This window comes from Caballeronia humi (assembly GCF_001544475.1).
In the GTDB taxonomy this organism is placed as follows: Bacteria; Pseudomonadota; Gammaproteobacteria; order Burkholderiales; family Burkholderiaceae; genus Caballeronia; species Caballeronia humi.
On the sequence record NZ_FCNW02000003.1, the window covers coordinates 75,266 to 101,986 of the forward strand.

Below are 26,721 nucleotides of genomic sequence, written 5' to 3' on the forward strand. Positions count from 1 at the left end.
TCAGGTTCTAGCACGGCCCTCGGAATGGCTAGAACTTTTAAGGCGCTGCGGCAACGCAGCGCCTTTTTTTTGTCTGTTTTGCGGCGCGGGAGAAATTTGCGCATGGGGCCGCGCGCTGAGCGCCCGGGAGCCACTCCATAGCCGGATTCTATCAACGCGCCAAAGACGGCGCCGTCAACAAACAGGCGCGTCGTCCGGCAACGTCAGTGAATCACCATCGCGGTGAACGGATAGACGTAGGCCTGCAGCGTGACGAAAAGTCCGACGAGAATCGCCAGCGCCAGCGAGTGGAAGAACACGAAGCGCAGGATGTCGCCCTCGTGTCCGTACCATTTGGTTGCGGTCGACGCCACGACGATCGACTGCGCGTCGATCATCTTGCCCATCACGCCGCCCGAGCTGTTGGCCGCCGCCATCAATACGGGCGAGAGCCCGAGTTGCATCGCGGTGGTCTTCTGCAAGCCGCCGAACAGCACGTTCGACGACGTATCGGAGCCTGTCAGCGCGACACCCATCCAGCCGAGCATCGTCCCGAAGAGCGGATAGAACACGCCGGTGTGGGCGAATGCGAGCCCGAGCGTGCTGTCCACGCCGGAGTAGCGCGTGAGGAAGCCGATCGCGAACATCGCGCAGATCGTGATCAGCGACAGCCGTACCGTGACGATCGTGTTGAAGAACTCCTTGATGAGCCGCGGTATTGAGTAGCCCATCAACAACCCGCCGACGATCGCCGATACCAGAATCCCGGTGCCCGCCATCGACAAAATGTTGAACGAGAAAACGGCCGCTTCGTGCACCGGTTCGGGCACCACGGGAGGCATGCGGACCACCAGCTTGTCGAGGCCGGGAATCGCGTATTTGAGGGACCAAAGGGCGTCGGCGGCCTTGCGGAACTGCGGCGTGCCCCACGCGAAGACGAAGACCGTCAGGATGATCCACGGCATCCACGCTTTCATTACCGACGGCCGCGCGCCGCCGGCGGACGGCGCCTGCTGCGTCTCCCGTGGAGGAATGTCCGCGTTGGTCGCGACGGTCGAATCGTCGGCGCGACGGTGGAGCTTGGTCGTCGTCCAGACGCTTTTCGGCGACCACACCTTGAGGAAGCCGGCGAGGCTCGCCATCGAGATCAGCGCGGAAATCACGTCGACGAGCCACGGTCCGTGATAGTTCGACACCAGGAACTGCGGTACCGCGAAGCTGACCCCCGCGACGAGCGCGGCCGGCCAGATTTCCAGCATGCCGCGCCAGCCCGCGAACGCCCACACCACCCAGAACGGCACGATGACGGAGAAGAGCGGCAATTGCCTGCCGATCATCGCGGAGAGCGTCAACTGGTCGATGCCCGTCACCGCCGACAATCCGATGATCGGCGCCCCCAGCGCGCCGAACGCGACCGGCGCCGTGTTCGCGATCAGCGCGAGGCCGGACGCCGCGAGCGGCGAGAAGCCGAGCCCGATCAGGATCGCGCCCGTCACGGCGACGGGCGTTCCGAAGCCGGCGGCGCCTTCGAAGAACGCGCCGAAGCTGAACGCGACGAGCAGGACCTGAAGCCGCCGATCTTCGGTGATGCGTCCGATGCTCGACTGCAGTACCTGGAACGAGCCGTTCAGCGTGGTCAGGCGGTGCAGGAAGATGATGTTGAGCACGATCCAGCCGATCGGAAAGAGGCCGGACGCGAAGCCGAGCCCGACCGCCTTGCCGGCCATCGCGCCCGGCATGCCGAACACGAACACCGCGACGAGAATCGCGACGCCGACGGCCGCCAGCGCCGCGACGTGCGCCCGCACATGAAAAGCCGCGAGCGAGATGAGGAGCACCGCGACGGGCAGGGCGGCGGCGAGCGTCGATAGAACGGGACTTCCGAGTGGGTCATACACCTGTTGCCACATCTCGCCTCCTGTTATCGGATGGTTTTTTCGCCGACATCAGCCGTGTGTGGTGCGCTCAGGGATGCCGTCGTTCGTGCTCGTCCCGCCCGAATCGCTGGTTAGTCCCCAGGCGGAAGGCGGTTCTGTCGCAGTTTCTTGCAAATTGATAATGGGCGGCCGATCGTTCGCGCGCAAGGTGGAATTTCACTTGGCGGTGCAAAGGGCGGGGGCGGGCGTTGCTCAGGAATTCCGCAGCCGATTGCAGCAGCGCGAAAACAAGACAGACGCAGCGCCGGGTGCACTCGGCGCTGCGTCTTGAGGGGAGGGGGATAGAAGGGGCAACCGCCCCGTTCGACGCCTTAGCGTCGTTCCGCGAACATCCGCAGCGGTTTCATCAGGCGCTTGCCGCGCACCATCCAGTAGACGCTCGCGAGAATCAAGGCAGCCGCGACGCCGAACACGAGCATCGGCGAAATATGCTGAGGAGCGGGGTGACTCGTCGCGACCATCATCGCGGCCGTGAACGCGACGCCCGCCTGCAAGTACGAGCGTCGCGCGCGGCTGCGGCGCGCGGAAAAGCGCATCGAGCGCGAGACGGGCGCGCGCGTGAAGGGTTCGAAAAGGATCACTGCGGCGACGAGCGCGACGACGAGGTTCATCAGGGTCATGACGGGATTTCTGGTATAGGGCGGGATTTGACCCGCGACTATACGAATCCCGCCGCGTCGGGATAACTGGAAACGTCTTAAAGATTGTGACGGATTAAAGCGGCGGCGACCCGCGTGGGCACTTATCCACGCGACTCGCCGCCGCCCGCGCCGTTCACATTCCTATAACTCGATGCGCGTGCCGAGCAGCGCCACGAACTGCCTCAGCCAGTCCGGATGCGCGGGCCATGCCGGCGCCGTGACGAAATGGCCGTCGGTGATCGCGGAATCGACAGGGATATCGGCGTATTCACCGCCCGCGAGCCGCACTTCCGGCGCGCAAGCCGGATAGGCCGAAATGCGCCGCCCTTCGATCACGCCCGCCGCCGCGAGCAGTTGCGCCGCGTGGCAGACGGCCGCGATCGGCTTTTTGGCCTCGGCGAAGTGGCGCACGATGTCGAGCACGCGATCGTTCAGCCGCAGGTATTCCGGCGCCCGGCCACCGGCGATGGCGAGAGCGTCGTAGCTGGCCGGATCGATTTCGTCGAAGGTGGCATTGAGCGCGAACAGGTGGCCGGGCTTCTCGGTGTAAGTCTGGTCGCCTTCGAAATCGTGGATCGCGGTCTTGATGCGCTCGCCGCTCTTCTTGCCGGGGCAGACGGCGTCGACCTTGTGGCCGATCGCCTGCAGCGCCTGGAACGGCACCATCGTTTCATAGTCCTCGGCAAAATCGCCGGTGAGGAAGAGAATCTTCTTTGCTGCCATCGATAACCTCCGTTTTGTGGAAGTCCGGCTGCGCCGGACGAGTCGAGCCACCGACGAGTCTACACGCGCCGCTCTGACAGTTTCGCGTCGCTGAAACGAGGCTCATCGAGCACATCACGTATCATTTGGGCGTTTTTGAGATTAGCGGATTGCTTGGCGCCCGGCGCGGCGATCCGGTCTGAACCGTGCGCGGAATCCCGCGCACGCCTAATGTGGATGGGCCCGACGATGCAGAACCAACCCTTGAAACGAATCGCGATCGCGCTCGCGGCGCTGGCCGTGCTCGCCGCGTGTGAAAAGCACGACGCCACGGCCGGACAGGCCGCGAGCGCGCTCAACAACCTCGCGAGCCAGACGAACCAGAAGTTTGACCAGGCGGCGAGCTACGTCGGCCAGCACGTCGATGCCGCGAAGCAAGCCGCGCAAGATAATCTCGACAAGGCGGGCACGTTGCCCAGCGTGTCGGCGAGCGGCGTCGCCGAAACGGCGCGCGCGAATTTCGAAGGCGCGGCGAGCGCGACCAACGCGGCGATCGCAAACGCAGCCAGTTCGACGGGTGCCGGGCTCGAAACCGCCGGTAAAAAGCTCCAGCAATGGTCGGCGAAGGATGGCATGGGAAATCAGGGCGCGAGCGCGTCGTCGGCTGCGGAATCGAGCGAGACCCGTACCGATATGGACAAGTAATCAACGACTTGCAGCGTGTTTTGATGAATTATCAGACGGAAGGCGCATAACATTCGGTTACGTCCGCGCGGCGCGTCGGCGGGGGCTGAAGGGCTAAACTGGCGGTCTTTCGGATTCCACTGACCGCTATGCAATCAAGCACTCTGGCGATCGTCGCGATCCTGTTTTCGACTTTTGCGGCCGCCGTCGCCCGCCGCATGCGTGGCCGCGCGGCGATTCTGCTGTTCGCCGCTTTCCTCGCGCCCGCCGCCCATGCCGCCGGCCCGACCCTCGCGCTGCCCACGTTCCAGGAACTGCTCACGCCGCCTGCACCCGCGTCCGCGCCGGCCGCTGCCTCCACGCCCGCCGTCGATGATGCCGAGATGGTCCGTTCGCTCGACAGCATCATCACCACGCTCGACAGCGACAAGCAACGCACCGCGCTCGTCGCGCAACTGAAAAAACTGCGCGACGCGAAGCGCGAGGCCGAAGCGGCGGTGTCGCAAGCTCCGGCCGCCACCGCAGTACCCGCGAGCGACGGCGCCAGCGCGCCCGCCGCCGCGAGCGCGAGCGCCACGCAGACGGCGGCATCGTCGGCGGTGGCGGCGATCGCTCAGAACGCGGGGCTGCTCGGCGCCATCGCGTCGGTGCTGACGAACGTCGAGGCCGACATCAAGCGCGGCAAGACGCCCTTCGCCTACTGGGGCGGCCGCTTCAACGCCGCCGGCAACGAACTCTTCACGATCGTGACGAGCCACAGCCGCGAGTCGTTCGGCCGCACGGCGCTCAATTTCTTCCTGACGTTCGCCGGCTGGGGCGCGTGCGCGTACCTGCTGCTGTACATCCAGCGCCGCATTCACGCGCGCTTCGGCATCGAGGCGCATCTGCGCCCGAACCCGACGACGCGCGAGCTGCTTCTCTTCGCGCTCCGCCGCGTGGCGCCGTACCTCGTCGCGTTCCTCGCCGCGCTCACGTTCGCGCGCATCATGCCGCAGTCGCTCGGACGCACGCTCGCGATGGTCACCGCCTACGCGATCGTCGCGGGCGCGATATTTTCGTCTATCTGTCTGATCATGTTTTCGCTGTTCGGCTCGGCGCACCGGCGCGTCGCGGTCGATATCCTGATCCATCACGCGCGGCGCCTGCTGTTCCTGATCGGCACGCTCGGCGCCCTCGGCGATGCCGCCTCGAACTACGACGTCGCCCAGCAACTCGGCACGAATCTCGCGGCGCTGATCTCGACGGTCGCGAACATGGGCGCGGCCGTACTGACCGCGTATTTCGCGCTCGCGTTCCAGCGGCCGGTCGCGCACCTGATCCGCAGCCGCTCGTACGAATTGCGCCACAGCCGGCGCGCGGCGACGGAAACCTTTGAGTTCGTCGCGTCGCTGTGGCAGGTGCCGATGCTGCTGCTCGCGGGCGCGTCGGTGGTCGCGACGCTCGCCGGCATCGGTACGTCGGAAAACGTCTTGCAGATGGCAATCGCGACGGCCGGACTGCTTGTCGTGGCGTTCTTCCTCTCGGCGGTCGTCGTGCGCATGACGCGCCCGAAGGCGCACCGGCCGCGCCGGCAATCGGCGTACGTGCGGCGGCTCGTGAAATTCGTCGGCACGCTGTTCGTGCTCGGCATCTGGCTCGCGTTCTTCGAGGGGGCGTCGCGCTTCTGGGGTCTTTCGCTTGCGAAGCTCGCCGAGGAAAGCGTCGCGGCCCGCGGCATCACGCACGCCGTGAGCGCGATCATCATGACGTTCTTCATCGTATGGCTGATCTGGATCCTGATCGATACCGCGATCCAGGAAGCGCTCAACCCGAACGCCGCGCGCGGCAAGTCGCGCGGGCCGAGCATGCGCGCCCGCACGATGCTGCCGCTCGTGCGCAACGTCGTGTTCGTCGCGCTGCTGGTGATCGCGGGCATCGTGACGGCCGCGAATCTCGGGCTGAACGTGACGCCGCTGCTCGCCGGCGCGGGCGTGATCGGCCTTGCGGTCGGTTTCGGCGCGCAGTCGCTCGTCGCCGATCTGATCACGGGGCTTTTCATCATCATCGAGGACACGATTTCCGTCGGCGATTCGATCGAGGTCGACGGCGGCCACGCGGGCACCGTCGAGAGCCTGACGATCCGCACCGTGCGCCTGCGCGACGGGCAGGGCGCGATCCACGCGATCCCGTTCTCGCAGATCAAGATCGTTAAAAATCTGTCGCGCGATTTTGCTTATGCCGTGTTCGAGGTGCGTGTGCCGTTCTCGGCGGACGTCGACAAGGTCACGCAGATGATTCGCGAAGTCGGCGCCGAGCTGATGGCCGATTTCCGCTACCGGCGCGAGATGCTTGGGCCGATCGAGGTGTGGGGGCTTGACCGGTTCGATCCGAACTGGATGGTCGTGAAGGGGCAGATCAAGACGCGACCGCTGCAGCAGTGGAGTGTCGCGCGGGCGTTCAACGTGCGCATCAAGCGCAAGATGGACGAGGTCGGCATGGACGTGCCCGTGCCGCAGATGCAGGTGCAGATGTCGCGCGAAAAGACGGTTTTCGCCGCGCCGCATTCCGAAGAACACGAGTTCGACGTGCTGGAGGAGCTTGAATCGGCGCGCGCGGCTGCGGCGGTGGAACCGGTGGAGGCGCCGCCGCAGCCGGAGCCGTTGTCGCCGGCGGTGAAGAGCGCGGTGTCGAAGGCGCGCGACGTGTCGCACGAACCGCGGCCCGCGCCGCCGCCGACGGACCAGTCGGTGCAGATTCCACCGCAGATTCCGACGGCGACCGAGCCGGGCAAGGGCTGACGGCCTGAATCAGACGGCGACGAGATCGTTGACGTGCGTTGCGATTTGCGCGGCCGCTACGCCGTAGACGTGCAGCGACATCGCGCGCCGGCCCGAATCCGGCGGGTTGCCCAACTGATGGATCGCGCCCCGTCCCGCGCCGACGTACGACACGGCGCCCGGCTCGCGGGCATGGCGGCGCGTTTCGATCGCGCGATTCGTGGCCGGGTCCCAGCGGAAGAGCGTTTCGGCGAGCGTGCCTTCGATCACCGCGTAGGCGCACCACGTCTGGTGGCCGTGGACGGGGCTCGCCTGGCCCGGCTCCCAGACGAGCGCGGCGATGGCGTAGCGGCCGTGCGGATCGGCAGCGAGTAGATGGCGCGTGTAGGTTTGCGGGTCGCTGGTTCGCTGAGCAGGCGACAGGAGTTGCCTATCCTGCGATGCCGCGAGCAGAGCCGCGCGGATACGTTGCGGGAAGTCGGCGGGAGCGGCGAGGGCGGCATCGAGTTCGCTTGACAAGCGTGTCAGCGCCTGGAGGGAAAGGGCATCGCGGATCATGATTCGGGTTCGTTTTTGTCGTTGCGTCGTAGATCCATTTATACCCATTTGCATCCGGAAATAGTTTCCATATAATTCCGTGCAATCATCCAAAAATAGAATAATTTCCTATCAGGTGGGCGGTATGGGAATGGACCTCATCGATCGCAAGCTGCTCGAACTGCTGCAGACCGACGTCACGATGCCGATCGCGGAACTCGCGCAGCGCGTCAATCTCTCGCAGACGCCGTGCTGGAAACGCGTGCAGCGCCTGAAGGAGACCGGCGTGATCCGCGCGCAGGTGGCGCTCTGCGATCCGAGAAAGCTCGGCGTCGGGACGACGGTGTTCGTCGCGGTGCGCACGAATCAGCACACGCAGTCGTGGGCGGAGGATTTCACGCGCGCGGTGCGCGACATTCCTGAAGTGGTCGAGGTGTACCGGATGAGCGGGGAGACGGACTACCTGCTGCGGGTCGTGGTGTCAGATATCGACGATTACGACCGCGTCTATAAAGAGCTGATTCGCGCCGTGCCGCTTTATGACGTGAGTTCCAGTTTCGCGATGGAGCAGATCAAATATTCGACGGCGTTGCCGGTTCGGCCGCCGCCTTTAGCCGACCTCGGCCGTTAAGACATAGCAATCCATCTGAAACCCAGCCCGGGTAACATGGCGCCTTCTTCCCACGCGCCACGCCCGAGCCTCCTTCATGTCAGATGACCGCCGCATGCCCCGACGCCCCAAGAAAAACCCGACGCGCGCGATCAGCGTGTTCATCGTCGTGGTCGTGCTGCTGGTGCTCGGGACGTTGCTCTTCAACGCGATCCGCGAGAAGCGCGAGTTCGAGCGGCAGAACGCGCAGCCATCGGCGGCGAGTGATGTGAAGCGGGCGACGCCTGTGATCGGCGCTTCGCAATAACGCTCAAGCCTACGCCGGCAGCCGGATCAAACTCGCGTCCTTGCGAATCAGGTTCGACGCGGCAAGCATCTGCTTGCATTGATGCGCGAGCAGCTTCAGATCGTGAACAGCATCGCTCGGCATCTTCTCGGCACGTTCGGCCGCGACCACCATCGCATCGAGATCGCGCCTGAGTTGCTTCACTTGCTCGCCGTGATCGTCGGGCGGCGCGACGCCTGCCTGCGCCTGCGCCAGATTCTCCCGGACGACGCCGAGTCCTCGCTGCACCGGATCATTTGCAAAGCCCTCGACGTTCGCGAGCGACTGCAACAGCGGCGCGGCCGCCGTGATCTGCGAGGCGAGGACGTGACTCTGCACGAGCAGATCGTTGAGTTCCGCGACGAACCTCTGCTGCGCCTTCGGCTCGAGCATCATCCGCTGGAACGCCTGCCCGAGATTCGCAAACGCGATATGCACATTCTTGCGCGCAAAGCGGTAGCGGTAATCGCGATCGAGCGCCGTTGCCGCGACCGTCGCCGCCGCCGATGCCCCCGCGCCCGTCGCAGCAGCCGTGCTTTCCCCGACGCTCACCGATGACAGTTTCGCCGCCGTGGCGTTGGCTGTCTTCATCGCGGGCGTTTCCTGGGCGGCCGCGGCGCTTTCCGCAACGCGCGGCGGCGCGGCGACGGCGACGTCGCCCGCCTGGCCCTCGGGCGCGGCAAGAACGGCCGCGCCCGCATTGCTGTCCGCGAACACGGCGGCGCCCGATTGCGTTTCGGCAAGCGCCTGCGCGGCCCGTCCGACGCCCGCCTCGGCCTTCTCGCCACGCCCACCCGACGGCTTCGCATTCCACCACCAGCTCGCTTCGAGATAGCTGCGCATCGCGGCGATCATGTCGTTGACGAGCTTGCCCATCAGCCGGTACTCCCAGTACGGGAACAGATGGCTCGCGGCGATCGCGAGTGCAGACCCGACCACCGTATCGATCGCCCGCTCGCCGATCAGGCTCAAGCTCCCCGGCGCGAGCAAGTGGAACATCAGGAGCACGAACGCCGACGTGAACACGACGCTCGCCGTGTAATTGAAAAGCAGCAGGCTGTAGCTCATCACCATCGACGCGAACATGACGATCAGAAGCAGATGCGGCTCCTTCACGAACAGGATCAGCGCGACGCTCGCCGCGCAGCCGATCGCCGTACCGATGATCCGCTGCGTGTTGCGCTGCTTGGTGAGCGAATAGCCCGGCTTCAGGATGATGACGGTCGTCATCACGATCCAATAGGCGTTGGTGAGCGGCAAAATGCGCCCAAGCCAATAGCCCACGCCGACTGCGATCGTCACGCGCAGCGCGTGCCGGAAGCTGGGCGATGCCATCGTCAGGTTCGAGAAGATCTGCATGAACGGCACGCGGCGGCTCGAAATGAAACGCGAAATCGCGTGGTCGATCTTCATCTCGGTCTCCGTCACGTCGACGTCACTGCGCGTGTGGCGGCGCATCCTGTCAATGAGGCGCGTCGCGCTCCAGAGCCGCCGGAACACCGCCGCGACCGCCGCGTAGGCTTCCGGATTCTTGTCAGGCAGGGCGTGCTTGCGCATCAACTCGAGCTCGTATTCGATCGCGCGAAGTTCTGCCTTCACACTGATTCGCGAGCGAGCGGGCTGGTTTTGCAGCACGGCGAGGCCGATTTCCTCGAGATCGACGGCGGCCTTGCGCATCAGATCGCGATAAAAGATCAGCAGGTCCGAGCCGCCGAACGTGTTGCGCACGAGCGGGTAGTCGGTATGCGCGCCGACGAAGAACTCGTGCAGATCGACCACGTTGACGAACAGATTGAAGAGCTTCGCGCGCCGTGGCTGGAGCTTGCCTTTCTGCAGCTTCGGCAGATTGCGCAGGACGATGTCGCGCGCGGCGTCCTGCCGCTCGACCGCCGCGATCTGCTTTTCAATCAGCTTTCGATAACACTCGTCGAGATCGGCGTCGGGATCGTAGAAATCCGCGCGCGCCATCAGGTATTCCGCGCAACTGAAGATGCTCTCGGCGAGCGCCTGCTGCTCGATCCGGTACACCTGCCAGTGGCTGATGAGCGTCGCCCAGTAGGTGTACCAGAGGCCGCCGAGCAGAATCCACGACGCGTTGACGAGCGCCTGCATCGGCGTGAAGTGTTCTTCCAGCGTCACGATCATCATGAAGAGTGTCGCGAAGCTGATCTGCGGCCAGCGGTTGCCGTAGACCACCACGAGCGACAGCACGAACGTGAGCGAGAGCACCGTGATCCACAGCGCGAGCACGTGGGCCGTGGCGATGCCGGTCGCCAGCGCGGCGACGAAGCCGATCACCGTGCACGCGAGCATCTCGTTGTGCTTGTACTTGAGCGGGCCGGGCATGTCGACGACGCACGCGCCGAGCGCCCCCGTCGCGATCGTGAAGCCGAGTTCACGATTGTGAAAAACGATCAGCATCAGGACGGCCGGAAGCGAAACGCCGAAGGCAATGCGCAGGCCGCCGAAAAAGTACTGGCTGTAGATGAATTTCCTGATTTCGATCGAGTAGGGCATCGACTTCCTGTTTGCTGCTTTTTTCGTGTAACGGGCGCTTCCGGCGACCGGCTCGCCCAAAAGTGGCTTCGAGTCTAACGCAACCGGAGACGGTTCTGACCTCGTCCGATCGGACAGGTTCTGCGCGCGTTCGGCCTTTGTTATGCTGTCGCATCAATTCGGAAACGTCCGATCCAACGCTGCAATCTCAGCGCAATCCGCTCCAGGCTCCATGCTCGAACTGTTCTATTCGAATCGCCACGAAACGCTGTCGCAGGCGCTTTTCGACGACCTCGCCGCGTTCTCGATGCAAAACGGCGATCCGTTCGCGAGCCAGCCGGTGATCGTGCCGAGCGCGGCCGTGCGGCGGCGCCTCGAGCTCGATGTGGCCGAGCGCTTCGGCATCTGCGCGAACGTGGAGTTCGGCTATCTCGCGCAGTGGCTCTGGGCGCAGATCGGGCGCGTGATGACCGTGCCCGTGCATTCGCCGTTCGCGCCGGACCGGCTTGCGTGGCGCTGCTACCGGCTGCTGTCGGAGCCGTCGTCGGGGGCGTTTTTCGAGGATAAAGCGCGGCTCGCGTCCTATCTCCACGCCGCCGACGATTCGATGCGCTACGAACTCGCGCGCCGCATCGCGACGGTCTTCGACCACTATTTGACGTATCGCCCCGAGTGGCTCACGCAGTGGCAGCACGGCGGCTCGATCCTGGCGACGCCAGGCGCGGGCGAAATCGATCTGCGCGGGCCGCGTCTGCAAGGCGCAAGCGAGATTCAGCGCGAGGACGAGCGCTGGCAGGCCGAGTTGTGGCGTGCGCTGCTGGCCGACCTGACCGCTGGCGCCGATGAAACCGGCTACGACCCGACGCCGCCTGCGTATCGCTTTCTCGCGGAGTCGTCGAAGCTCGATCTCGATGCCGTAATGCGCGCCGAGTGGCCCGGGCGCATCAGCGTGTTCGCGCTGCCGACCATGCCGCCGCTGCACATCGCGCTCTTGCGCGAGCTGTCGCGCTGGATCGACGTGCGCATCTACGCGATCAATCCGTGTCAGGAGTTCTGGTTCGACATCGTGAGCGTCGCGCGCGTCGAGCAACTGGAGATGAAGGGCGAGCTCGACTATCAGGAGGTCGGCAATCCGCTGCTCGCCGAGTGGGGACGGCAGACGCAGGCGCAACTGCACATGCTGCACGAATTGACGGAGAGCGCGGCGTCTCGCGAGGCGAGCGTTTTCGAGCCGAACCCCGCGCCGACGTGGCTCGCGCGCGTGCAGAACGCGATCCTCGAACTGAGCGATCCCGTCGATGACGGCGACGTCGATGAAACAGGCATCGAAGTGCATGCGTGCCACAGTCTCTCGCGGCAGCTCGAAGTGCTGCACGACCGCCTGCTCGGCTGGTTCGATTCGATCGAAGGGCTGGAGCCGTCGGACGTGCTGGTCGCGTTTCCGGATCTCGCGGCGGCCGGTCCGCTGATCGACGGCGTGTTCGGCACGGCGCCCGCGGGCGTCGCGAACGATCGGCGGCGGATTCCGTACCGGATCACAGGCTTGCCGCCATCGCAGGCGAACCCGGTCGCGCGCGTGCTGCTCGACTGGCTTGCATTGCCGGAACGCAGCGTCGGCGCGCCGGATCTGATCGAATGGCTGCGCGTCGATGCGATCGCGGCGCGCTACGGCATCGATGCCGCCGCGCTCGAAACCGCGCAGGCGTGGCTCGCGGCGGCGGGCGCGCGGCGCGGCCTCACGCCGGCCGAGGTGTCGGCGGAGTACGTGCCGAGCGCGCGCCACACGTTCTCCGACGCCCTCACGCGCCTCTTTCTCGGCTACGCGCTGCCTGATGGCGGCGCGCCCGTCGACGAGTGGCTGCCGGTCGAAGGCGCGAACGGCTCGGACGCCGAACTGCTCGGGCGCCTGACGCGTTTCATCGACGACATCGATGCCTTCGCCGAGCGCGTCTCGACGCCGCGCACGCCGCGCGCGTGGGGCGAGTTGATGCTCGACTCGCTCGAACGCTTCTTCCACCCGGGCCTTGCGTTCAGCGATTCGGTCGCGGACGTGCGCGGCACGCTCGACGCGCTGATCGTCGCGATGAGCGAAGGCGCGGGCGAAGCGGAAGTTGCGGCCGCCGTGCTGCGCACCGCGTTTACCGACGCCCTCGACGACCCCGCGCGCGGCGGCGTGCCGTGGGGCGGCGTGACGTTTTCGTCGCTCACGAGCTTGCGCGGGCTGCCGTATCGCGTCGTCTGCCTGCTCGGCATGGATGACGGCATGCTGCCGAGCCTCGCGCGCGCCGACGAATTCGACCTGATGGCGAAGTTCGGCAAGCTCGGCGACCGCCAGCGCCGCGACGACGAGCGCAATCTCTTTCTCGACCTGTTGCTTTCCGCGCGCGACCGGCTGCTGATCGCCTACACCGGCCGCAGCATCCGCGACAACGCCGCGCTCCCGCCCGCCGCGCTGATCGACGAACTGCTCGACTATCTGGCGGAATCGGCGGCGGGCGCGCATGCCTCGCCGGGCGAAGTGGCCGAACAACGCGCTCGCTTCGTCTTCGAACATCCGTTGCAGCCGTTCGCGCCCGAGTACTTCGAGCCTGGCGCGCCGCTTTTCACTTACGAGCCGGAGCGCGCCGAACTCGCGCGCACACTGGCGCTCGGTCGACCGGAACCGGCGGTGACGTTTTTTGCCGAGCCGCTGCCCGCCGAGGAGGAAGCTGAGCCCGTCGCCTTCGACGATTTCGTGCGCTTCTGGCGGCATCCTGCGCGCGCGCTTTTGCGCGACCGGCTGGGCATCGCGCTCTTCGACGCCGAGAGCGAACTCGGCGACACCGAGCCGTTCGAGCTCGACTTCAGCGGTCGCGATGCGCTCGCTGAGCGCGTGCTGCCGGCGCTCCTCGACATGACCGATGACGACGAGAGCGCCGCGCGCGAGCGGGCGCGGCGCGTCGCGAGGGCGAGTCCCGAGATGCCGGGCGGCGCGACGGGCGGCGTCTGGCAATCGCAGGAACTGCACGCGCTGCATCATCTGGCAAACCGCGTGCGCACCGCGACGGAGGAGGGCACGACGCGCCTGCCGTTCACGCTCGATATCGCGCCGCGCTGGCCCGACACGGGGGGCGTCGCGCTTTTCGGCGCGCATGACGAGGCGCTCGCCCGGGACGCGACGCAACACCTGCAACTGCGCGGCACGCTGAATCTGCTGACTCCGCAAGGACAGGTGATCTACCGATACGACGCGCCGCGTGCGCGCGATCACCTTTCGGCGTGGCTCGCGCATCTCGCCTACTGCGCGGCGCTGCCCGACGGCCCGCGCCGCACCGTGTGGCACGGACGCGGCGCGAAGTCGTCGAATTTCGAGTTGACGCCTGTCGACGATCCCTTGAGCCATCTCGCCACACTCGCCGCGCTTTATCGCGCGGGGCGCCGCATGCCGCTGCGGTTTTTCCCGAAGAGCGCGTGGCTCAAGATGACCGAGGGCGACTCGAAGGCCGAGGGCGCGTGGCTCTCGGATCGCACGCGCAGCGAGTCCGACGACGCCGCGCTGCGCATCGCGTTTCGCGGCACGAGCCTGACGCTCGACGAAACCTTTGCGACGCTCGCGAAACTCGTGTTCGAGCCGCTGATCCTGCACCTGCGGAGCGACGCATGAACGGCGCCCTGCATCTGAACGTTGAAGAACTCGACGTCTTCGCCTGCCCGCTCGACGGCGTGAACCAGATCGAGGCATCGGCGGGAACGGGCAAGACGTGGAACATCTGTGCGCTCTACGTGCGCCTGCTGCTCGAAAAGAAGCTCGCCGCCGACCAGATTCTCGTCGTCACCTTCACGAAGGCCGCGACCGCCGAATTGCACGAGCGCATTCGCGCGCGTCTGGCCGAACTTGCGCACGCGATCGAGAACGGCGATGCCTCGGGTGATCCGTTCATCGAACGCCTTTTCGAGACGACGCTCGCCGAAGTGCATCACGACGAGGCGTTGAAGCGCATCCACATCGCGCTGCATACGTTCGACCAGGCCGCGATCCACACGATCCACGCGTTCTGCCAGCGCGCGCTGCAGGAGGCGCCGTTTGCCGCCGCGATGCCGTTCGCGCTGGAGATGGAAGCCGACGACAGCGCGCTACGCTTCGAACTCGCCGCCGATTTCTGGCGCGAGCGCGTCGAGCCGGCGGCGGCGCGCGAGCGCTCGTTCGCGTCGTGGCTGGTGGCGAAGGGCGCGGGACCGGGCTCGCTCGATGCGCAACTCGCGCGACGCCTGAAGAAGCCGCTCGCTGCGCTGCGCTGGGGCGATCTGGAAGCGGTGGCATCGGCGGACGCGCAAGCCATCTTCGATACCGCGTGCGCGCTGTGGCACGCGGAGCGCGACGGCATCGCGAACCTGCTGCTGGAGGCCGAGGCGAAGCTGAGCAAGACGACGCACAAGCGCGCGCTGATCGAAGCCGCGATCAAGGCGTGGGGCGAGTATTTCGCGAACGCCGACTGCTACGCGCCCCCGCCGCAAGAGGCGCTCAAGCTCACCGCGACGGCGCTGAAGAAAGGCACGAAGGTCAGGCACGAGCCGCCGGAGCACGCGTTCTTCGATCACGCCGATTCGCTCGCCGCCGCCGCGCAGGCGGCCGAGGCGGCGCAGCGCGCGTTGTGGCTCGACATCGTGCGCGAATGGCTCGACTACGCGCCGGGTGAACTCGCGGCGAGGAAGCGCACGCGGCGCGTCGTGTCGTTCAACGATCTGCTCTCGAACCTGTACCACGCGCTGACGAAGCACGCGTGGCTTGCGGATGCTTTGCGCGCGCGCTATCCGGCCGCGCTCATCGACGAGTTCCAGGACACCGATCCGCTGCAGTTCGCGATCTTCAACCGAGTGTTCGCGCCGGCCGGTCCGCTCTTCCTCGTCGGCGACCCGAAGCAGGCGATCTACAGCTTCCGCGCCGCCGATCTGCACACGTATCTGGCGGCGCGCGAGGCGGCTTCGGCGCGTTACACGCTCGCGGTGAACCAACGCTCGACGGCGCCGATCATCGATGCCTGCAATCGCGTGTTCAGCGCGAATCCGGGCGCCTTCATCCTGGAAGGGCTCGACTACCAGCCGGTTCGCGCGGGTACGCGCAAGCGGCCACCGTTCGTCGACAACACGCCGGTTGCAGCCTGGTCCGATACCGCCGACTTCTGCGTGTGGATGCTGCCGCAGGGCGACTCGGTGCTGGCCAAGAACCGTGCGCAACGCGACGCCGCCGAAGCATGCGCCGCCGAAATCGTGCGGCTTTTGCGCGGCGCGCAGAAAGGCGAGGTGACGATCGGCGACGAACCGCTTTCGCCCGGACGCATCGCCGTGCTCGTGCAGACGCACAAGCAGGGCAGCCTCGTGAAGCGCGTGCTGGCGGCGTGGGGCGTCGGCAGTGTGGAACTGGCGCAGGCATCGGTGTTCGGCACGCTCGACGCCGAGCAGATCGAGCGCGTGCTCGCCGCCATCGATACGCCCGGCGACTTGCGGCGCCTGCGCGCGGCGCTCGCGACCGACTGGCTCGGGCTCGATGCCGCCGCGCTCTGGCGCCTCGAACACGCCGATTCTGCCGATGCCGCAAGCGACGCGATGAGCTGGGTTGAGCGTTTTTCGCGCTATCGGACGCTGTGGCACGAACGCGGCTTCGCGGTGATGTGGCGCACGCTCGCGCGCGAGTTGCGCATCGCGGAACGGCTCGTCGCGGGCGTCGATGGCGAGCGCCGGCTCACCAACGTCAATCACCTCGCCGAGCTGTTGCAGGCGCGCGGCGCGGCGCAGCCGGGCATCGCGCCGACGTTGCGCTGGCTCGCGGCCCAGCGCGCCGAGGAAGGCACCGCCGACGAAGCGCAGTTGCGCCTCGAATCGGATCGCAATCTCGTGCAGATCGTGACCGTGCACAAGTCGAAGGGGCTGGAGTACGCGGTCGTGTTCTGTCCGTTTCTGAACGACGGATCGTTGCGCGAGCCGCCGTCGTCGGGACTGCCGGACGCGAAGGAGTATCACGACGACGCGGGCGATGCCGTGCTCCACTACGGCATCGACGAAGAAGCGGAAAAGCGCGCGAAGGCGAGCATCGCGCGGGAGGCGGCGGCGGAGCGCGCGCGGCTCGTCTACGTGGCGCTCACGCGCGCGGTGTATCGCTGCTATGTGGTCGGCGGCGTCTATCTCGTCGGCAAGCATTCGACGAAGGAGGCGCGCCGCAGCGTGCTGAACTGGCTCGTCGCGGGGAAGGGGCACGAGTTCGGCGCGTGGATCACGGAGCCGCCAGAAGAAACGGACGTGCTTGCCGGCTGGCAGGCGCTCGCGACGCAGTCGAACGGATCGATCACGCTGGAGCCGCTGCCCGTGATCGAGGCGCGCGAGCCGCTCGTGAACCCGCGCGGCTCGGAACACGCACTGGCCGCGCGCACGAGCCGGCGCTTGCTGCGCGACCGCTGGCGGATGGCGAGCTTCAGTTCGTTGATCGCGGCGGGCGCGCGCGACGAATCGAACCAGCCGCAGCCCGCCGACGCGCGTCCCGATCACGACGAACTCGTCGATGCGATCGACGCGCTGCAGGCGGGCGCCGAGCCGCCGCGCGAAAAAACCGTCCTCGCCGACGATGACATCCTCGCATTCCCACGCGGCCCGGCGGCGGGCGAATTGCTGCACCGGATGTACGAGCTTGCGGATTTCACCGCGCCCGAGACGTGGCCTAAGGCGATCGACCGGGCGTTGCGCGAGCATCCCACGCCAGCGCCCGAAGCCATCGGGCGACATTTGCCGTCGATGATGGCGCGCCTCATCGCCGACACGGTCGCGACCGAACTCGTCCCCGGCATGCGGCTTGCATCGATCGGGCCGAAGCGCCGCATGAACGAGCTGGAATTCCTGTTCCCGGCGCAGGCGCTCGATTTCACGGCACTGCGGCGTCTGCTCGCCGCGCACGGTTTTCCCGACGTCGCGCTGGAGGCGGGCACGCTGCGCGGCTTCGTCAAAGGATTCATCGACATGATCGTCGAACACGACGGGCGCTTCTGGATCATCGACTGGAAGTCGAATCATTTAGGCGATACCCCCGCCGACTACGACGCCGCCTCGCTCGACGAAGCGATGGCTTCACACGCTTATCACCTGCAGGCGCTGTTTTACGTGGTCGCGCTGCATCGTTACTTGCGCTCGCGGCTCGCGAGCTACGCGTACGAGACGCACATCGGCGGCTACTTGTATCTTTTCGTGCGCGGCGTGCGGCCCGGCTGGCTCGACGGGGAGCGTTCGGCCGGCGTGCACGCCGCGCTCCCGGCGCGCGAACTCGTCGAGGCGCTCGACCGGTTGATGTCGGGAGGAGCGGCATGAACTCGCGCGCTACTTCCGCCGCCATCTCCGCCGACGACGGCATCGCGCTTGCCGAAGGCTTCGCGCGCAGGATCGGCGCGCTTGCCCGGCGCGTGGGCACCGATCCGCACGGCGCGCGGTGGGCCGAGCGCGCTGCGTTCGCGGTCAGCCGCGCGACGGCGCAGGGGCACGTGTGCGTGTCGCTCGTTGCGCTCGCGCAGCGTTACGGCGAGAGCGTCGCGGCGGCGCGGGCGGCATTGCTCGCGAGCGGCGTCGCCTGCGACGGCCAGGGCGCCGCGGCCGACTTGCTGCCGCTCGTCATCGACGAAGGGCAGCGCATCTATCTCGCGCGTTACTTCGATTACGAGCGGCGTCTGGCACAGGCGCTCGTCGCGCGATCAGGACACGCGCCTGCGGCCGTGACGGCGACCACAGCGCTCGGTCCCCGCATCGCGCGCTTTTTCGGGCCGCCTCAGGACGACGATATCGACTGGCAGCGCGTCGCGGCACTCGTTGCGCTTTCCGGGCGGCTGACGATCGTGAGCGGCGGCCCCGGCACAGGCAAGACGACGACGGTAGTGGGCGTGCTGGCCTGCCTGCTCGACGAGAACCCGAACTTGCGCATCGCGCTCGCGGCGCCCACCGGCAAGGCCGCGCAGCGCATGCAGGAAGCGCTGATCGAGCGGGCGGTTCTGCTGCCGGCAGAGCTTGCGGCACGCTTGCCGCGCACGTCGTTCACGCTGCAGCGGCTGCTCGGCACCCAGATCAATGGTCGTTTTCGTCATCATCGCGACAATCCGCTGCCCTATGACGTGATCGTCGTCGATGAAGCGTCGATGATCGACGTCGCACTCGCCGCGCATCTGCTCGAAGCGGTCGCGCCCGACGCGCGGCTCGTGATGCTCGGCGACAAGGACCAGCTGGCTGCGGTCGAAGCGGGCGCGGTGTTCGCGGAACTGAGCGCGCGGCCCGTGTTCAGCGACGAGGGCGCGGCAAGGGTCGCGGCGGGGTTGTCCGTTGCGCCAGCGCGGTTCGTGGCGGCGTTGCCGCGTGAGGCGGCCGCATCCGCTCTGGATGCGCAAGAAGCCGATTCCGATTACCTGTTGATCGATGAAGGCTACGTCGCATTGCACGAAACGGAACCCGAGCCGTGGCATCCGGTGATGGAGGACGAAGGGCGAGGCAATCCGCTGACCGATTGCGTCGTCTGGCTGGAGCGGAACTATCGCTTCGGGCTGGATTCGGATATCGGGCGGCTGTCGATCGCGATCCGGCGTGGGTCGCCGCAAGGGGTGCTGGAAGTGCTTCATGTGCTCGATCCACGAGGGGAAGGGGAACGCGCGGGGCGGGGTTTGCCGCGAGCGGCTTATGAGGCCGGAGAGAGCACGGAACGTGTCGGACATAGCGCGCCGCTGGCGATGCCCGAGCCCGGTTTGCCGCGCGCATCGCATGCCGCCGAAAGCGGCTCACACGCCGCCATCCTGATCGACGACAGCGCGCCGGTGCTCTCCGACCGCACACTCGCGCGCCTCACCGCCGGTTTCGCGCCCTACGCCGACGCGCTGGCCGCCGCGCTCGACGGCGCGTCGGACCCGGCCGCGCTCTTCGACGCGCTTAACCGTTTCCGCGTGCTGTGCGCGACGCGCGAAGGCGCGCGCGGTGTCGACGAGATCAACGCGCGCATCGCGGCGAAGGTCCGAGAGCGTTCGGGCGCCGCGCTCGCGCTCGGCGCGCAGTGGTTCGCGGGGCGGCCGGTGATCGTCACGCGCAACGACTACGCGCTCGGCCTCTTCAACGGCGACATCGGCATCGCGATGCCCAGCGCCGCTGACGGCGCGCTGCGCGTCGCGTTCCGGATGGCCGACGCGACGCTGCGCTACGTCTCGCCCGCCGCGCTGCCGCCCCACGACACCGCGTTCGCGCTCACGGTCCACAAATCGCAAGGCTCGGAGTTCGACCACGCGGCGCTCGTCTTACCGGCGACGTTCAATCGCGTGCTGTCGCGCGAACTCGTCTACACGGCGATCACGCGGGCGAAGAAACGCATCGACGTGATCGGCTCGCCGGGGATTTTCGCGCAAGCGGTCGCGACGCCGACGCGGCGCGATTCGGGACTCGCGGCACGGATCGCGAAGATTGCGGGGGACGGGCGATGATGCCGGGGTCACGGCCAGACGCGTCGCATGCTGGCATGGTGCAAATCGTGGGCGCAGGGTGCCTGGCGATGACGTCCTGCTCATTGGCACTGGGGGTTTGTCATGCCGGCGTGATGCGAGTCAGGGCTCGTCGCGCAAGCGGCGCAAGCGCGCCCGGCTCGCTGGATCAAGCGCTCGCCATACGCAGGGTTTGCCGAGCGGAGCCCCACCCATGACACACAGCTATGAGATCCCGCCGAACGAAGTCGAACTGACGGCGGTGCGCGCCCAAGGCGCGGGCGGGCAAAACGTCAACAAGGTGTCGAGCGCGATCCATCTGCGCTTTGATATCCGCGCTTCGTCGCTGCCCGAGACGATCAAGATGCGCCTGCTCGCGCTCTCCGACAGCCGCGTCACGCGCGATGGCGTCATCGTCATCAAGGCGCAGGAACATCGCACGCAGGACATGAACCGCGCCGCCGCGCTCGCGCGCCTCGACGAACTGGTGCGAAGCGTCAGCGTCACGCGGCGCACGCGCGTCGCAACGAAGCCGACGCGCGCGTCGCAGGTTCGGCGCGTCGAAGGCAAGGTGCGGCGCGGCGCGATCAAGGCGGGACGCGGGCGCGTCGAGGGCGACTGAGCCGGCGCCGCGCGGGTATCGACCGCAGGCCACTATTCGTAATCAAATCTCCGCGAGTGATCCGGCGACACCGACGAGCGCTTCAACAACACCGATAGCCAGATCCGAGATCTGGACCGCAACACGCGCAAGGGCATCGCGGCGGCATCGGCGCTCAACGTGGTGACGCCTTACTTGCCGGGACGCACGGCGTTGAACGCGGGTGTCGCCGCGCATCGCGGACAGGCGGCGCTTGGGATCGGCGTGTCGCGCTGGATGAGAAAGGCAACTTCAACTTCAACTCGGGCGTGTCGTCGTCGGGAGCAACAGCACCATCATTCGCGTGGGCATCGGCTACGTGTTCGGCAGCTAAAGAGGTTTGAGCCAGAGCCATTTCCCAGCTGTCATTCACCGGGGCACGACGCGTGGGCGCGCAACTTCGATGCGTCGCAGCGGAAGGTCATGGGCGTCGAGGATGCGATGACCGAGGCGCAGCAACATCTCGCTACGTGCGGCGTGCCGCAGGCGCCGCCGCCTGTCGCACCACCACCTCCGCCTCCTCCACTGCCGCCTATGGTCACGCTGTCGACGGATGCGCTGTTCCTATTCGATCGCGGAGACATCGCGGCGATCACCGACGGCGGCCGCTCGAAGCTCGACGCCGTGATCGACGACCTCAAACGCGCGGGCGACGTGACGAGCGTCTCCATCGCAGGCTATACCGACCGGCTGGGCAGCGCGTCGTACAACCGCGCTTTGTCGCAGCGGCGCGCCACGAGCCTGCAGCGCTATCTTCAGAGTCATGGCGTCAAGGTGCGGATTCAGGCGCACGGTCACGGGCCGGCATCGCCGGGAGCACAGTGCACGATGAAGAACCATCGCGCGCTCGCTGATTGCCTCGCGGGCGACCGCCGTGTCGAGTTGCGTTTCGCGCGCAAGGGTGAGCGGATCGACTCGGACGAGTAGGCGCTTCGGCGATCGGGCCGCCGCGCCGGCCTGATCGCCGGCCGTCCCGGCTAAAACGCGTAGTACGGGCCCTTGCCCGCAGGCGTCACGCGGCCCTCGAACGCTGTGAACACGCGCCGTCCGTAGAAGAACGGCAAACCCCAGTCGAAGTAATTGCCGACCGGCCCCGCGAGGTTCGAAAATGCGTTGTTGCCGCTGGCGAAGAGCGTCGTCGATGTCGAGACGGCGAAGCTCACGTCGCGCGTCACGCCGCTCGCCGAGCGCAGCGTCGCGGTAAGGCTCGTCGGCGACGGCGGGCAATACCAGAAGCCGCACGTCTTCAGGTCTTTCGACGGGAAGAAGAGCCCGTTCGATCCGCTGTCGATGAAGCTCGTCGAGAACGTGCTGCCGTCGAAGTTCGTGCTTACAAAGCCGGAAAGCGCGCTGCCCTTGAGCACGGTGGCATCGCCGAGCAGGTTGTTCGACTGCGAGCCGATGCCGAACGTCATTGTCCCGGCCACTGACGATGCGCCGCCGTCCGGCACGGCGGGCAGTTCGATAAGCACGCCGTTGTTGTCGGCGGGGAAGCGCGCGACCGGGTTCGTCACCTGTTGCACGACGGGCAGCGTGCTCGCGGTGCAGTTCCCCGATGCGCACGCGTAGTACCAGCGCGGCAGCGCGGCGCTCGCGCAGGCGCCGCCGCAATCAGCGCTGAACGGGCCGACGCCGAGGATGCCGTTGCTGCGCAGCCGGTCGACGGAGAGCATGGGCAGGCCCGACTTCGTGCAATCCGCGGCGGCGGCGGGCACGGCCGGATCGGCGATCGCCTGAATCGACGTCGCGCGGGCGACGTGCCCGGCGAGCTTGATGTCGGCGGTGCGCACCGCGCCCCAGGTGTAGCCCGAGCCGAACACCGTGCATTGCGCGGCGTTCGAGCCGTCGGAGGTCGTGACGGCCGGCAGCGCGAGCGGGGCGAGCGCCGACGCAAGGATGCGCAGGCCCTGCGAGCCGGTATCGACCTGGATGTTGTCGATGATCTGGCAATCGTCGGTGCCGGGCACGCACACGGTGACGCTCGTCATCAGGATGTTGCGCGTATTGGTCACGAGTTTCGAAACGCGGATCGGCTGGACGTTCGGCGTGGTCGATTGCGCGACGGTGTTGTCGGGCGGTGGGGCGGGCGGCGCTGGTTGGCTGGCGGACGCGGCGGTGGGGCTGGATGCGGGCGCCGCGCTTGCCGGTGCCGTGCTGTTGCTGCCATCACTTCCGCCGCCTCCGCCGCATCCGGAAAGCATGACGGTCGAAAGAATTGCGGCTGCGAGCAGGAATCGTCGATGAAATTGCATGGCGCCGCTCCTATTCGATGTCCGAGGCTATGGCGCCGGCAGGCATCGCGCTCGTCAGCCACGCGCGGCCGATGAATTCCCGCAGCCGCACTCCGCTTTCGACAACCAGATCGCCTTGCGACACCCGCGACGCGTGCAGGCCGTTGTCGGCTTGCGACGTGCTGGCGCTGTTCCGATATCGCGCGTAGTGGCTTCCGAGCAGCACCTCGACGTCGGGCATCGCGGGGCCGTGCCAGCTCACCGCGTAGACGTCGCCGGCAGAACTCACGTACTGGCGCACGCAGATACCGTTGGCGTCGATCGATTCCTGGAACGAAAGCTGACCGTTTTGCGTGTGCTGCATGACCGCCGCATGCGAAGGATCGGAGGGCTTGACGATCGTCGAGCCGAGTTGTGCGTATGCGGTGCCGCCCAAGATCGACGCGCATAGCGCGATCGCCCGATAGCAGTGAGGAGTTCTGATGCGTGTCATGGTCTTTCTCCGTTCTCAAGGTAATTCTTATTTTTGAGATGCAATTTTAGGATTGCGAGAAGCAGAAGCCGCGCGATGGTGGATCGCTTTGAGGGGTTTTTTGAGAAGTCTTTTTGATTACTTAATAATGCTTAGTAAACAAGGACTTGTTGGATTAAGAAGGATCTGAGCAACCAGAGAGAAATGTCATTAATTGTCGCGAGCCAAGCGACCGGAGATTATTTCGAGACAAAGCGGGCATCTCGGATCGGACAACAGCGGGTGCGGGTTGTCCGGTGAAAGTGTGATTTATCGCGCGGAGGAGGGCGGCGAATCAGCAAGGAAACATCCACGCGCGCGCCGAGCCAGCACCGAACCGGTGCTCTTTTTGCACGGTGGCGCGTGGGACCGGTAAAATACTGGGTTGATCCACGGAAAACACCGTGGCGTAGCGGAAGGACTTCCCAAACATGACAGATTTTCGTGTGACCAAGCGGTTGGCAGCACTTCTGATGGCGGCCGGCTTCGTGGCCGGATGCGGTACGTCGTCCCCCACCGCGATCAACTACAAGAGTGATTCACGCTCGAAGCAGGCGTCGCTTGCCGTTCCGCCGAACCTGATCGATGAAGTTTCCGATCAGCGCTCCTTGCCGCCGCAGGGCGGCCAGGCCACGCTGTCGGACCTGCAGCAAGTCCAGAAAGCTGCCCCGAGTACGCCCACCGTGGTTCCGCCGGTTTCCGGCATGCATATCCAGCGTGACGGCACGGAGCGCTGGCTCGTCGTCGACAACAAGTCGCCTGAGCAGGTCTGGCCGCAAATCCGCCGTTTCTGGCAGGAGCAGGGTTTCCTGCTCGTCGTCGATTCGCGCGACAAGGGCGTGATGGAAACCGACTGGAACGAAACGCATCCGCAGATTTCCGACGGCCTGATCCGCAATACGCTCTCGAAGGCGACCGGCAACTCCTATGTCACCGCCGAGCGCAACAAGTACCGCACGCGCCTCGAAGTTTCGCCGAACGGCGGAACGTACGTGTTCGTGAGCCAGAAGGGCCTGCGCGAGGCGCTCACGGGCGTCAACAACGATTCGAGCCAGTGGCAAGCCCGCCCGAACGATCCCGCGCTCGAAAGCGAATACCTGAGGCGTTTGATGGCGTCGCTCGCGCTGGCTGATTCGCGTCAGGCGTCGGGCGCGCCGCTCGACACGCTCCTCGCCGACAAGGCGGCTTCCACGGGCTCGGCGCCCAAGGCCGGCAACGCGGCGGCAGCGACTACAGCAGCGCAGAACGTCAAACTGTCGAGCCAGACGGCGCTTCAGAACGACACCGTGCCCGAGGCGTCGTCGGCGGAACTGACGCTGCCCGAAGCGTATGACCGCGCGTGGCTGCGCGTGGGCATCGCGCTTGATCGCAGCAACTTCACGGTCGACGACCGAGATCGCGCGAAGGGAATCTATTTCGTGCGCTATGTGGATCCGAAGGACATGACGTCGGTGGAGCAGGGCTTCTGGAGCCAGGTGTTCCACGGCAAGAAGGAAAAGGTCGCGAAGCAGTACGCGGTCAACGTCCGCGCGATCACGGAGCAGCAAACGCGCGTGTCGATCGTCGATGACAAGGGCCAGGTCGATTCCTCGCCGCAAGCGCGCCAGATCATGGCATTGCTCGCCGATCAGATCAGCTGAATCCAATCCAGCCGATTGGGCTGACATGAAAACCCGCCTCACGCCAAGGCGGGTTTTTTTTCGGCCGGAACCGGGCAGCAGAAGGCTCTCGATAACCGAGTGACCTTTCTACGAGTTGTGTGCGGGAAAGCTTACAAGGAACGATGGCTTGGCAAGTAAAGTGTGCTCATGGCATGCCTTCCGCACGCTCCACGCATCAGCACTGACTGAAATACACCACTTGCACGGGCGCTGCGAGCCCCTTCCCGGACACGAGTCCGCGCGTTTGCGCGGGCGCCGGTGGCCCCGTCGCCTATCCTCGTAGGGCGACGGTTTTAGCCCGCGTTTCGAAGAAACGCGGGCTTTTTCTTTGCTTCGCCGATAGCCGCGTGGGTCAAGCGATCGCGTTCGGCGAACAATCCGCGGCGCAGTTATCCTTGACCCTCTTTCATTCGAGGAAAACGCTCATGTCGGAAATCGCCGTTGTCGCCACGTTCGTCGCGAAGCCGGGCCAGGAGGAGAAGCTGAAGGAGGCGTTGCAGGGTCTCGTTGCGCCGACGCTGAAGGAACGGGGCGCCTTGCAGTACGATTTGCATCGCGATCTGAAGGAGCCGCGGCGTTTCGTGTTCTTCGAACGTTGGGAGAGTGAAGCCGCGCTCGAAGAGCACGGCCGCGCGCCGCATATCGAAGTGCATCGCCGCAACGCGCCGGATCTCGTCGAGCACGGCGAGATTCACGTCGTGGCGAAGTTATAAACGTCAGTGCGTTTCGTGCGGGACGTCGAGAATCAGGATGATGGTCCAGTCGGCGTCGCCTTCGTGGTGATACTGCCGCTCGGCGACGATAAACGGTTGCTGCTTGCCCTCCGGCCCGAGAAAGAGCACGTCGCCTTCCATCGGCAGGCATTCGACGGGCGGGAGCGCGAGATAGGCGTCCTTGTTCGCGCTGCGCGGCATCAGTTTTTCGATCTTGCGTGACGCGGCTTCCGTCCATTCAATATCGAGCTGGATATTGCTCATGCTGTCCTCCGCACCTGCGTGCGTTCGCTGTTTGAAACGTGTAAAAAGGGATATCAAGCGGGGTCAAAATTTGTCGATGCGCAATGTAGCATACCGCCGCGCGTGTCATGAAAGCGCCAAATGAAAAAGCCGGAAACCTCGCGCGTGGCGCGGCTTCCGGCTTCATATTCTGAGAATGCCTCGGCTGTCGGCGATTACTGCGCCGGCGCCATTTGCTTCGAGCCCTTTTTATGATGACCGGACTTGTGTGCCGGCGCAGCGGGCATCTTTTCCATGTCAGCCTGCTTCGATTGCAGATTCTGCGCACGCATTTCGATGTCGGAGATCTTGGCGGGATCGGTGCTCATCGTCACGCCTTGATCGGCCTGCGCGAACGCGCCCGTCGCGACCGCGCTCAGGGACAACAGAACAGCGAGGGAGATTTTCTTCATTGTTTCCTCCTAGTAAAGGTCGAACCCGGGAACAGCCTGTCCTAAACGGTGTGACATCGCCGGTTGAACATCGCTTATGTCTGAGCAAAATCCGCTCCAGCTAGGCCGGCGGCGTCGACGAAATCCGCGAATCGCAACACGT

The 26,721-nt window shown here is 66.0% G+C and carries 20 protein-coding genes and 1 pseudogene; 12 read left to right on the forward strand and 9 right to left on the reverse strand.

Features of this window, described 5'->3' with window-relative positions; translation table 11 throughout:
* Positions 1 to 203 precede the first annotated feature (203 nt).
* The 3 genes from AWB65_RS04990 to AWB65_RS05000 all read right to left on the reverse strand — a co-directional run bounded on the left by AWB65_RS04990 (position 204) and on the right by AWB65_RS05000 (position 3,280).
* Positions 204 to 1,889 (reverse strand): L-lactate permease, encoded by a 1,686-nt coding sequence (locus AWB65_RS04990; protein ID WP_087666099.1) that lies wholly within the window; start codon positions 1,887 to 1,889, stop codon positions 204 to 206.
* A gap of 338 nt (positions 1,890 to 2,227) precedes the next feature.
* On the reverse strand, positions 2,228 to 2,536 hold the full coding sequence (locus AWB65_RS04995) for a hypothetical protein (protein ID WP_087666100.1): 309 nt from the start codon (positions 2,534 to 2,536) through the stop codon (positions 2,228 to 2,230).
* 162 nt (positions 2,537 to 2,698) lie between these two features.
* Positions 2,699 to 3,280, reverse strand: coding sequence for a DJ-1/PfpI family protein (locus AWB65_RS05000; RefSeq protein ID WP_087666101.1), 582 nt, complete (start codon positions 3,278 to 3,280; stop codon positions 2,699 to 2,701).
* Positions 3,281 to 3,523: 243 nt separating this feature from the next.
* Between AWB65_RS05000 and AWB65_RS05005 the strand changes: the two genes are divergently transcribed.
* Entirely contained in the window at positions 3,524 to 3,964 is a 441-nt protein-coding gene (locus AWB65_RS05005) for a BCAL1086 family glycoprotein (protein ID WP_235007508.1), read from the forward strand.
* Between the two features lie 128 nt (positions 3,965 to 4,092).
* On the forward strand, positions 4,093 to 6,720 hold the full coding sequence (locus tag AWB65_RS05010) for a mechanosensitive ion channel family protein (protein ID WP_087666102.1): 2,628 nt from the start codon (positions 4,093 to 4,095) through the stop codon (positions 6,718 to 6,720).
* Between the two features lie 9 nt (positions 6,721 to 6,729).
* Here AWB65_RS05010 and AWB65_RS05015 read toward each other — a convergent pair whose 3' ends face one another.
* The gene (locus AWB65_RS05015; RefSeq protein WP_235007509.1) at positions 6,730 to 7,257 is read right to left on the reverse strand and encodes a cysteine dioxygenase family protein; all 528 of its coding nucleotides are present in this window, start codon (positions 7,255 to 7,257) and stop codon (positions 6,730 to 6,732) included.
* 124 nt (positions 7,258 to 7,381) lie between these two features.
* Here AWB65_RS05015 and AWB65_RS05020 point away from each other — a divergent pair, with 124 nt between their 5' ends.
* The gene (locus tag AWB65_RS05020) at positions 7,382 to 7,867 is read left to right on the forward strand and encodes an Lrp/AsnC family transcriptional regulator (RefSeq protein ID WP_087656369.1); all 486 of its coding nucleotides are present in this window, start codon (positions 7,382 to 7,384) and stop codon (positions 7,865 to 7,867) included.
* Between the two features lie 94 nt (positions 7,868 to 7,961).
* Entirely contained in the window at positions 7,962 to 8,153 is a 192-nt protein-coding gene (locus AWB65_RS05025) for a hypothetical protein (protein WP_235007510.1), read from the forward strand.
* A 9-nt stretch (positions 8,154 to 8,162) separates the two neighbouring features.
* Here AWB65_RS05025 and AWB65_RS05030 read toward each other — a convergent pair whose 3' ends face one another.
* Positions 8,163 to 10,688, reverse strand: a complete 2,526-nt coding sequence (locus AWB65_RS05030) for an FUSC family protein (protein ID WP_087666105.1) — start codon at positions 10,686 to 10,688, stop codon at positions 8,163 to 8,165.
* 211 nt (positions 10,689 to 10,899) lie between these two features.
* Between AWB65_RS05030 and recC the strand changes: the two genes are divergently transcribed.
* From recC to AWB65_RS36635, 6 genes and pseudogenes are all read left to right on the forward strand, one after another.
* Positions 10,900 to 14,310, forward strand: coding sequence for an exodeoxyribonuclease V subunit gamma (recC, locus tag AWB65_RS05035; protein ID WP_087666106.1), 3,411 nt, complete (start codon positions 10,900 to 10,902; stop codon positions 14,308 to 14,310).
* Positions 14,307 to 17,996: an exodeoxyribonuclease V subunit beta gene (gene recB, locus AWB65_RS05040; protein ID WP_087666107.1), complete on the forward strand. Its 3,690-nt coding sequence runs from the start codon at positions 14,307 to 14,309 to the stop codon at positions 17,994 to 17,996. The genes recC and recB overlap by 4 nt, the downstream gene beginning before the upstream one ends.
* A complete protein-coding gene (locus AWB65_RS05045) occupies positions 17,993 to 20,131 on the forward strand; it encodes an AAA family ATPase (protein WP_235007511.1) in 2,139 nt (712 codons plus the stop codon). Before recB ends, AWB65_RS05045 begins: the two co-directional genes overlap by 4 nt.
* Positions 20,132 to 20,342: 211 nt before the next feature.
* Positions 20,343 to 20,750: an alternative ribosome rescue aminoacyl-tRNA hydrolase ArfB gene (gene arfB, locus AWB65_RS05055; protein WP_087656375.1), complete on the forward strand. Its 408-nt coding sequence runs from the start codon at positions 20,343 to 20,345 to the stop codon at positions 20,748 to 20,750.
* Between the two features lie 162 nt (positions 20,751 to 20,912).
* Positions 20,913 to 20,969: pseudogene (locus AWB65_RS36845) on the forward strand (hypothetical protein); the annotation flags it as partial.
* A 222-nt stretch (positions 20,970 to 21,191) separates the two neighbouring features.
* Entirely contained in the window at positions 21,192 to 21,695 is a 504-nt protein-coding gene (locus AWB65_RS36635) for an OmpA family protein (RefSeq protein ID WP_200821664.1), read from the forward strand.
* A gap of 50 nt (positions 21,696 to 21,745) precedes the next feature.
* On the opposite strand, the gene AWB65_RS05065 is transcribed toward AWB65_RS36635, so the two are convergent.
* Complete coding sequence (locus AWB65_RS05065; RefSeq protein WP_087666109.1) at positions 21,746 to 23,020, reverse strand: DUF3443 domain-containing protein; 1,275 nt, start codon at positions 23,018 to 23,020, stop codon at positions 21,746 to 21,748.
* A 10-nt stretch (positions 23,021 to 23,030) separates the two neighbouring features.
* Complete coding sequence (locus tag AWB65_RS05070) at positions 23,031 to 23,492, reverse strand: DUF2844 domain-containing protein (RefSeq protein WP_087666110.1); 462 nt, start codon at positions 23,490 to 23,492, stop codon at positions 23,031 to 23,033.
* 449 nt (positions 23,493 to 23,941) lie between these two features.
* Here AWB65_RS05070 and bamC point away from each other — a divergent pair, with 449 nt between their 5' ends.
* A complete protein-coding gene (gene bamC, locus AWB65_RS05075; RefSeq protein WP_087666111.1) occupies positions 23,942 to 25,150 on the forward strand; it encodes an NlpB/DapX family lipoprotein in 1,209 nt (402 codons plus the stop codon).
* 446 nt (positions 25,151 to 25,596) lie between these two features.
* Positions 25,597 to 25,884, forward strand: coding sequence for a putative quinol monooxygenase (locus AWB65_RS05080; protein ID WP_087666315.1), 288 nt, complete (start codon positions 25,597 to 25,599; stop codon positions 25,882 to 25,884).
* A gap of 3 nt (positions 25,885 to 25,887) precedes the next feature.
* Here AWB65_RS05080 and AWB65_RS05085 read toward each other — a convergent pair whose 3' ends face one another.
* On the reverse strand, positions 25,888 to 26,148 hold the full coding sequence (locus AWB65_RS05085) for a DNA-binding protein (protein WP_087632160.1): 261 nt from the start codon (positions 26,146 to 26,148) through the stop codon (positions 25,888 to 25,890).
* A gap of 194 nt (positions 26,149 to 26,342) precedes the next feature.
* The gene (locus AWB65_RS05090; RefSeq protein WP_087666112.1) at positions 26,343 to 26,579 is read right to left on the reverse strand and encodes a hypothetical protein; all 237 of its coding nucleotides are present in this window, start codon (positions 26,577 to 26,579) and stop codon (positions 26,343 to 26,345) included.
* Positions 26,580 to 26,721: the final 142 nt, after the last annotated feature.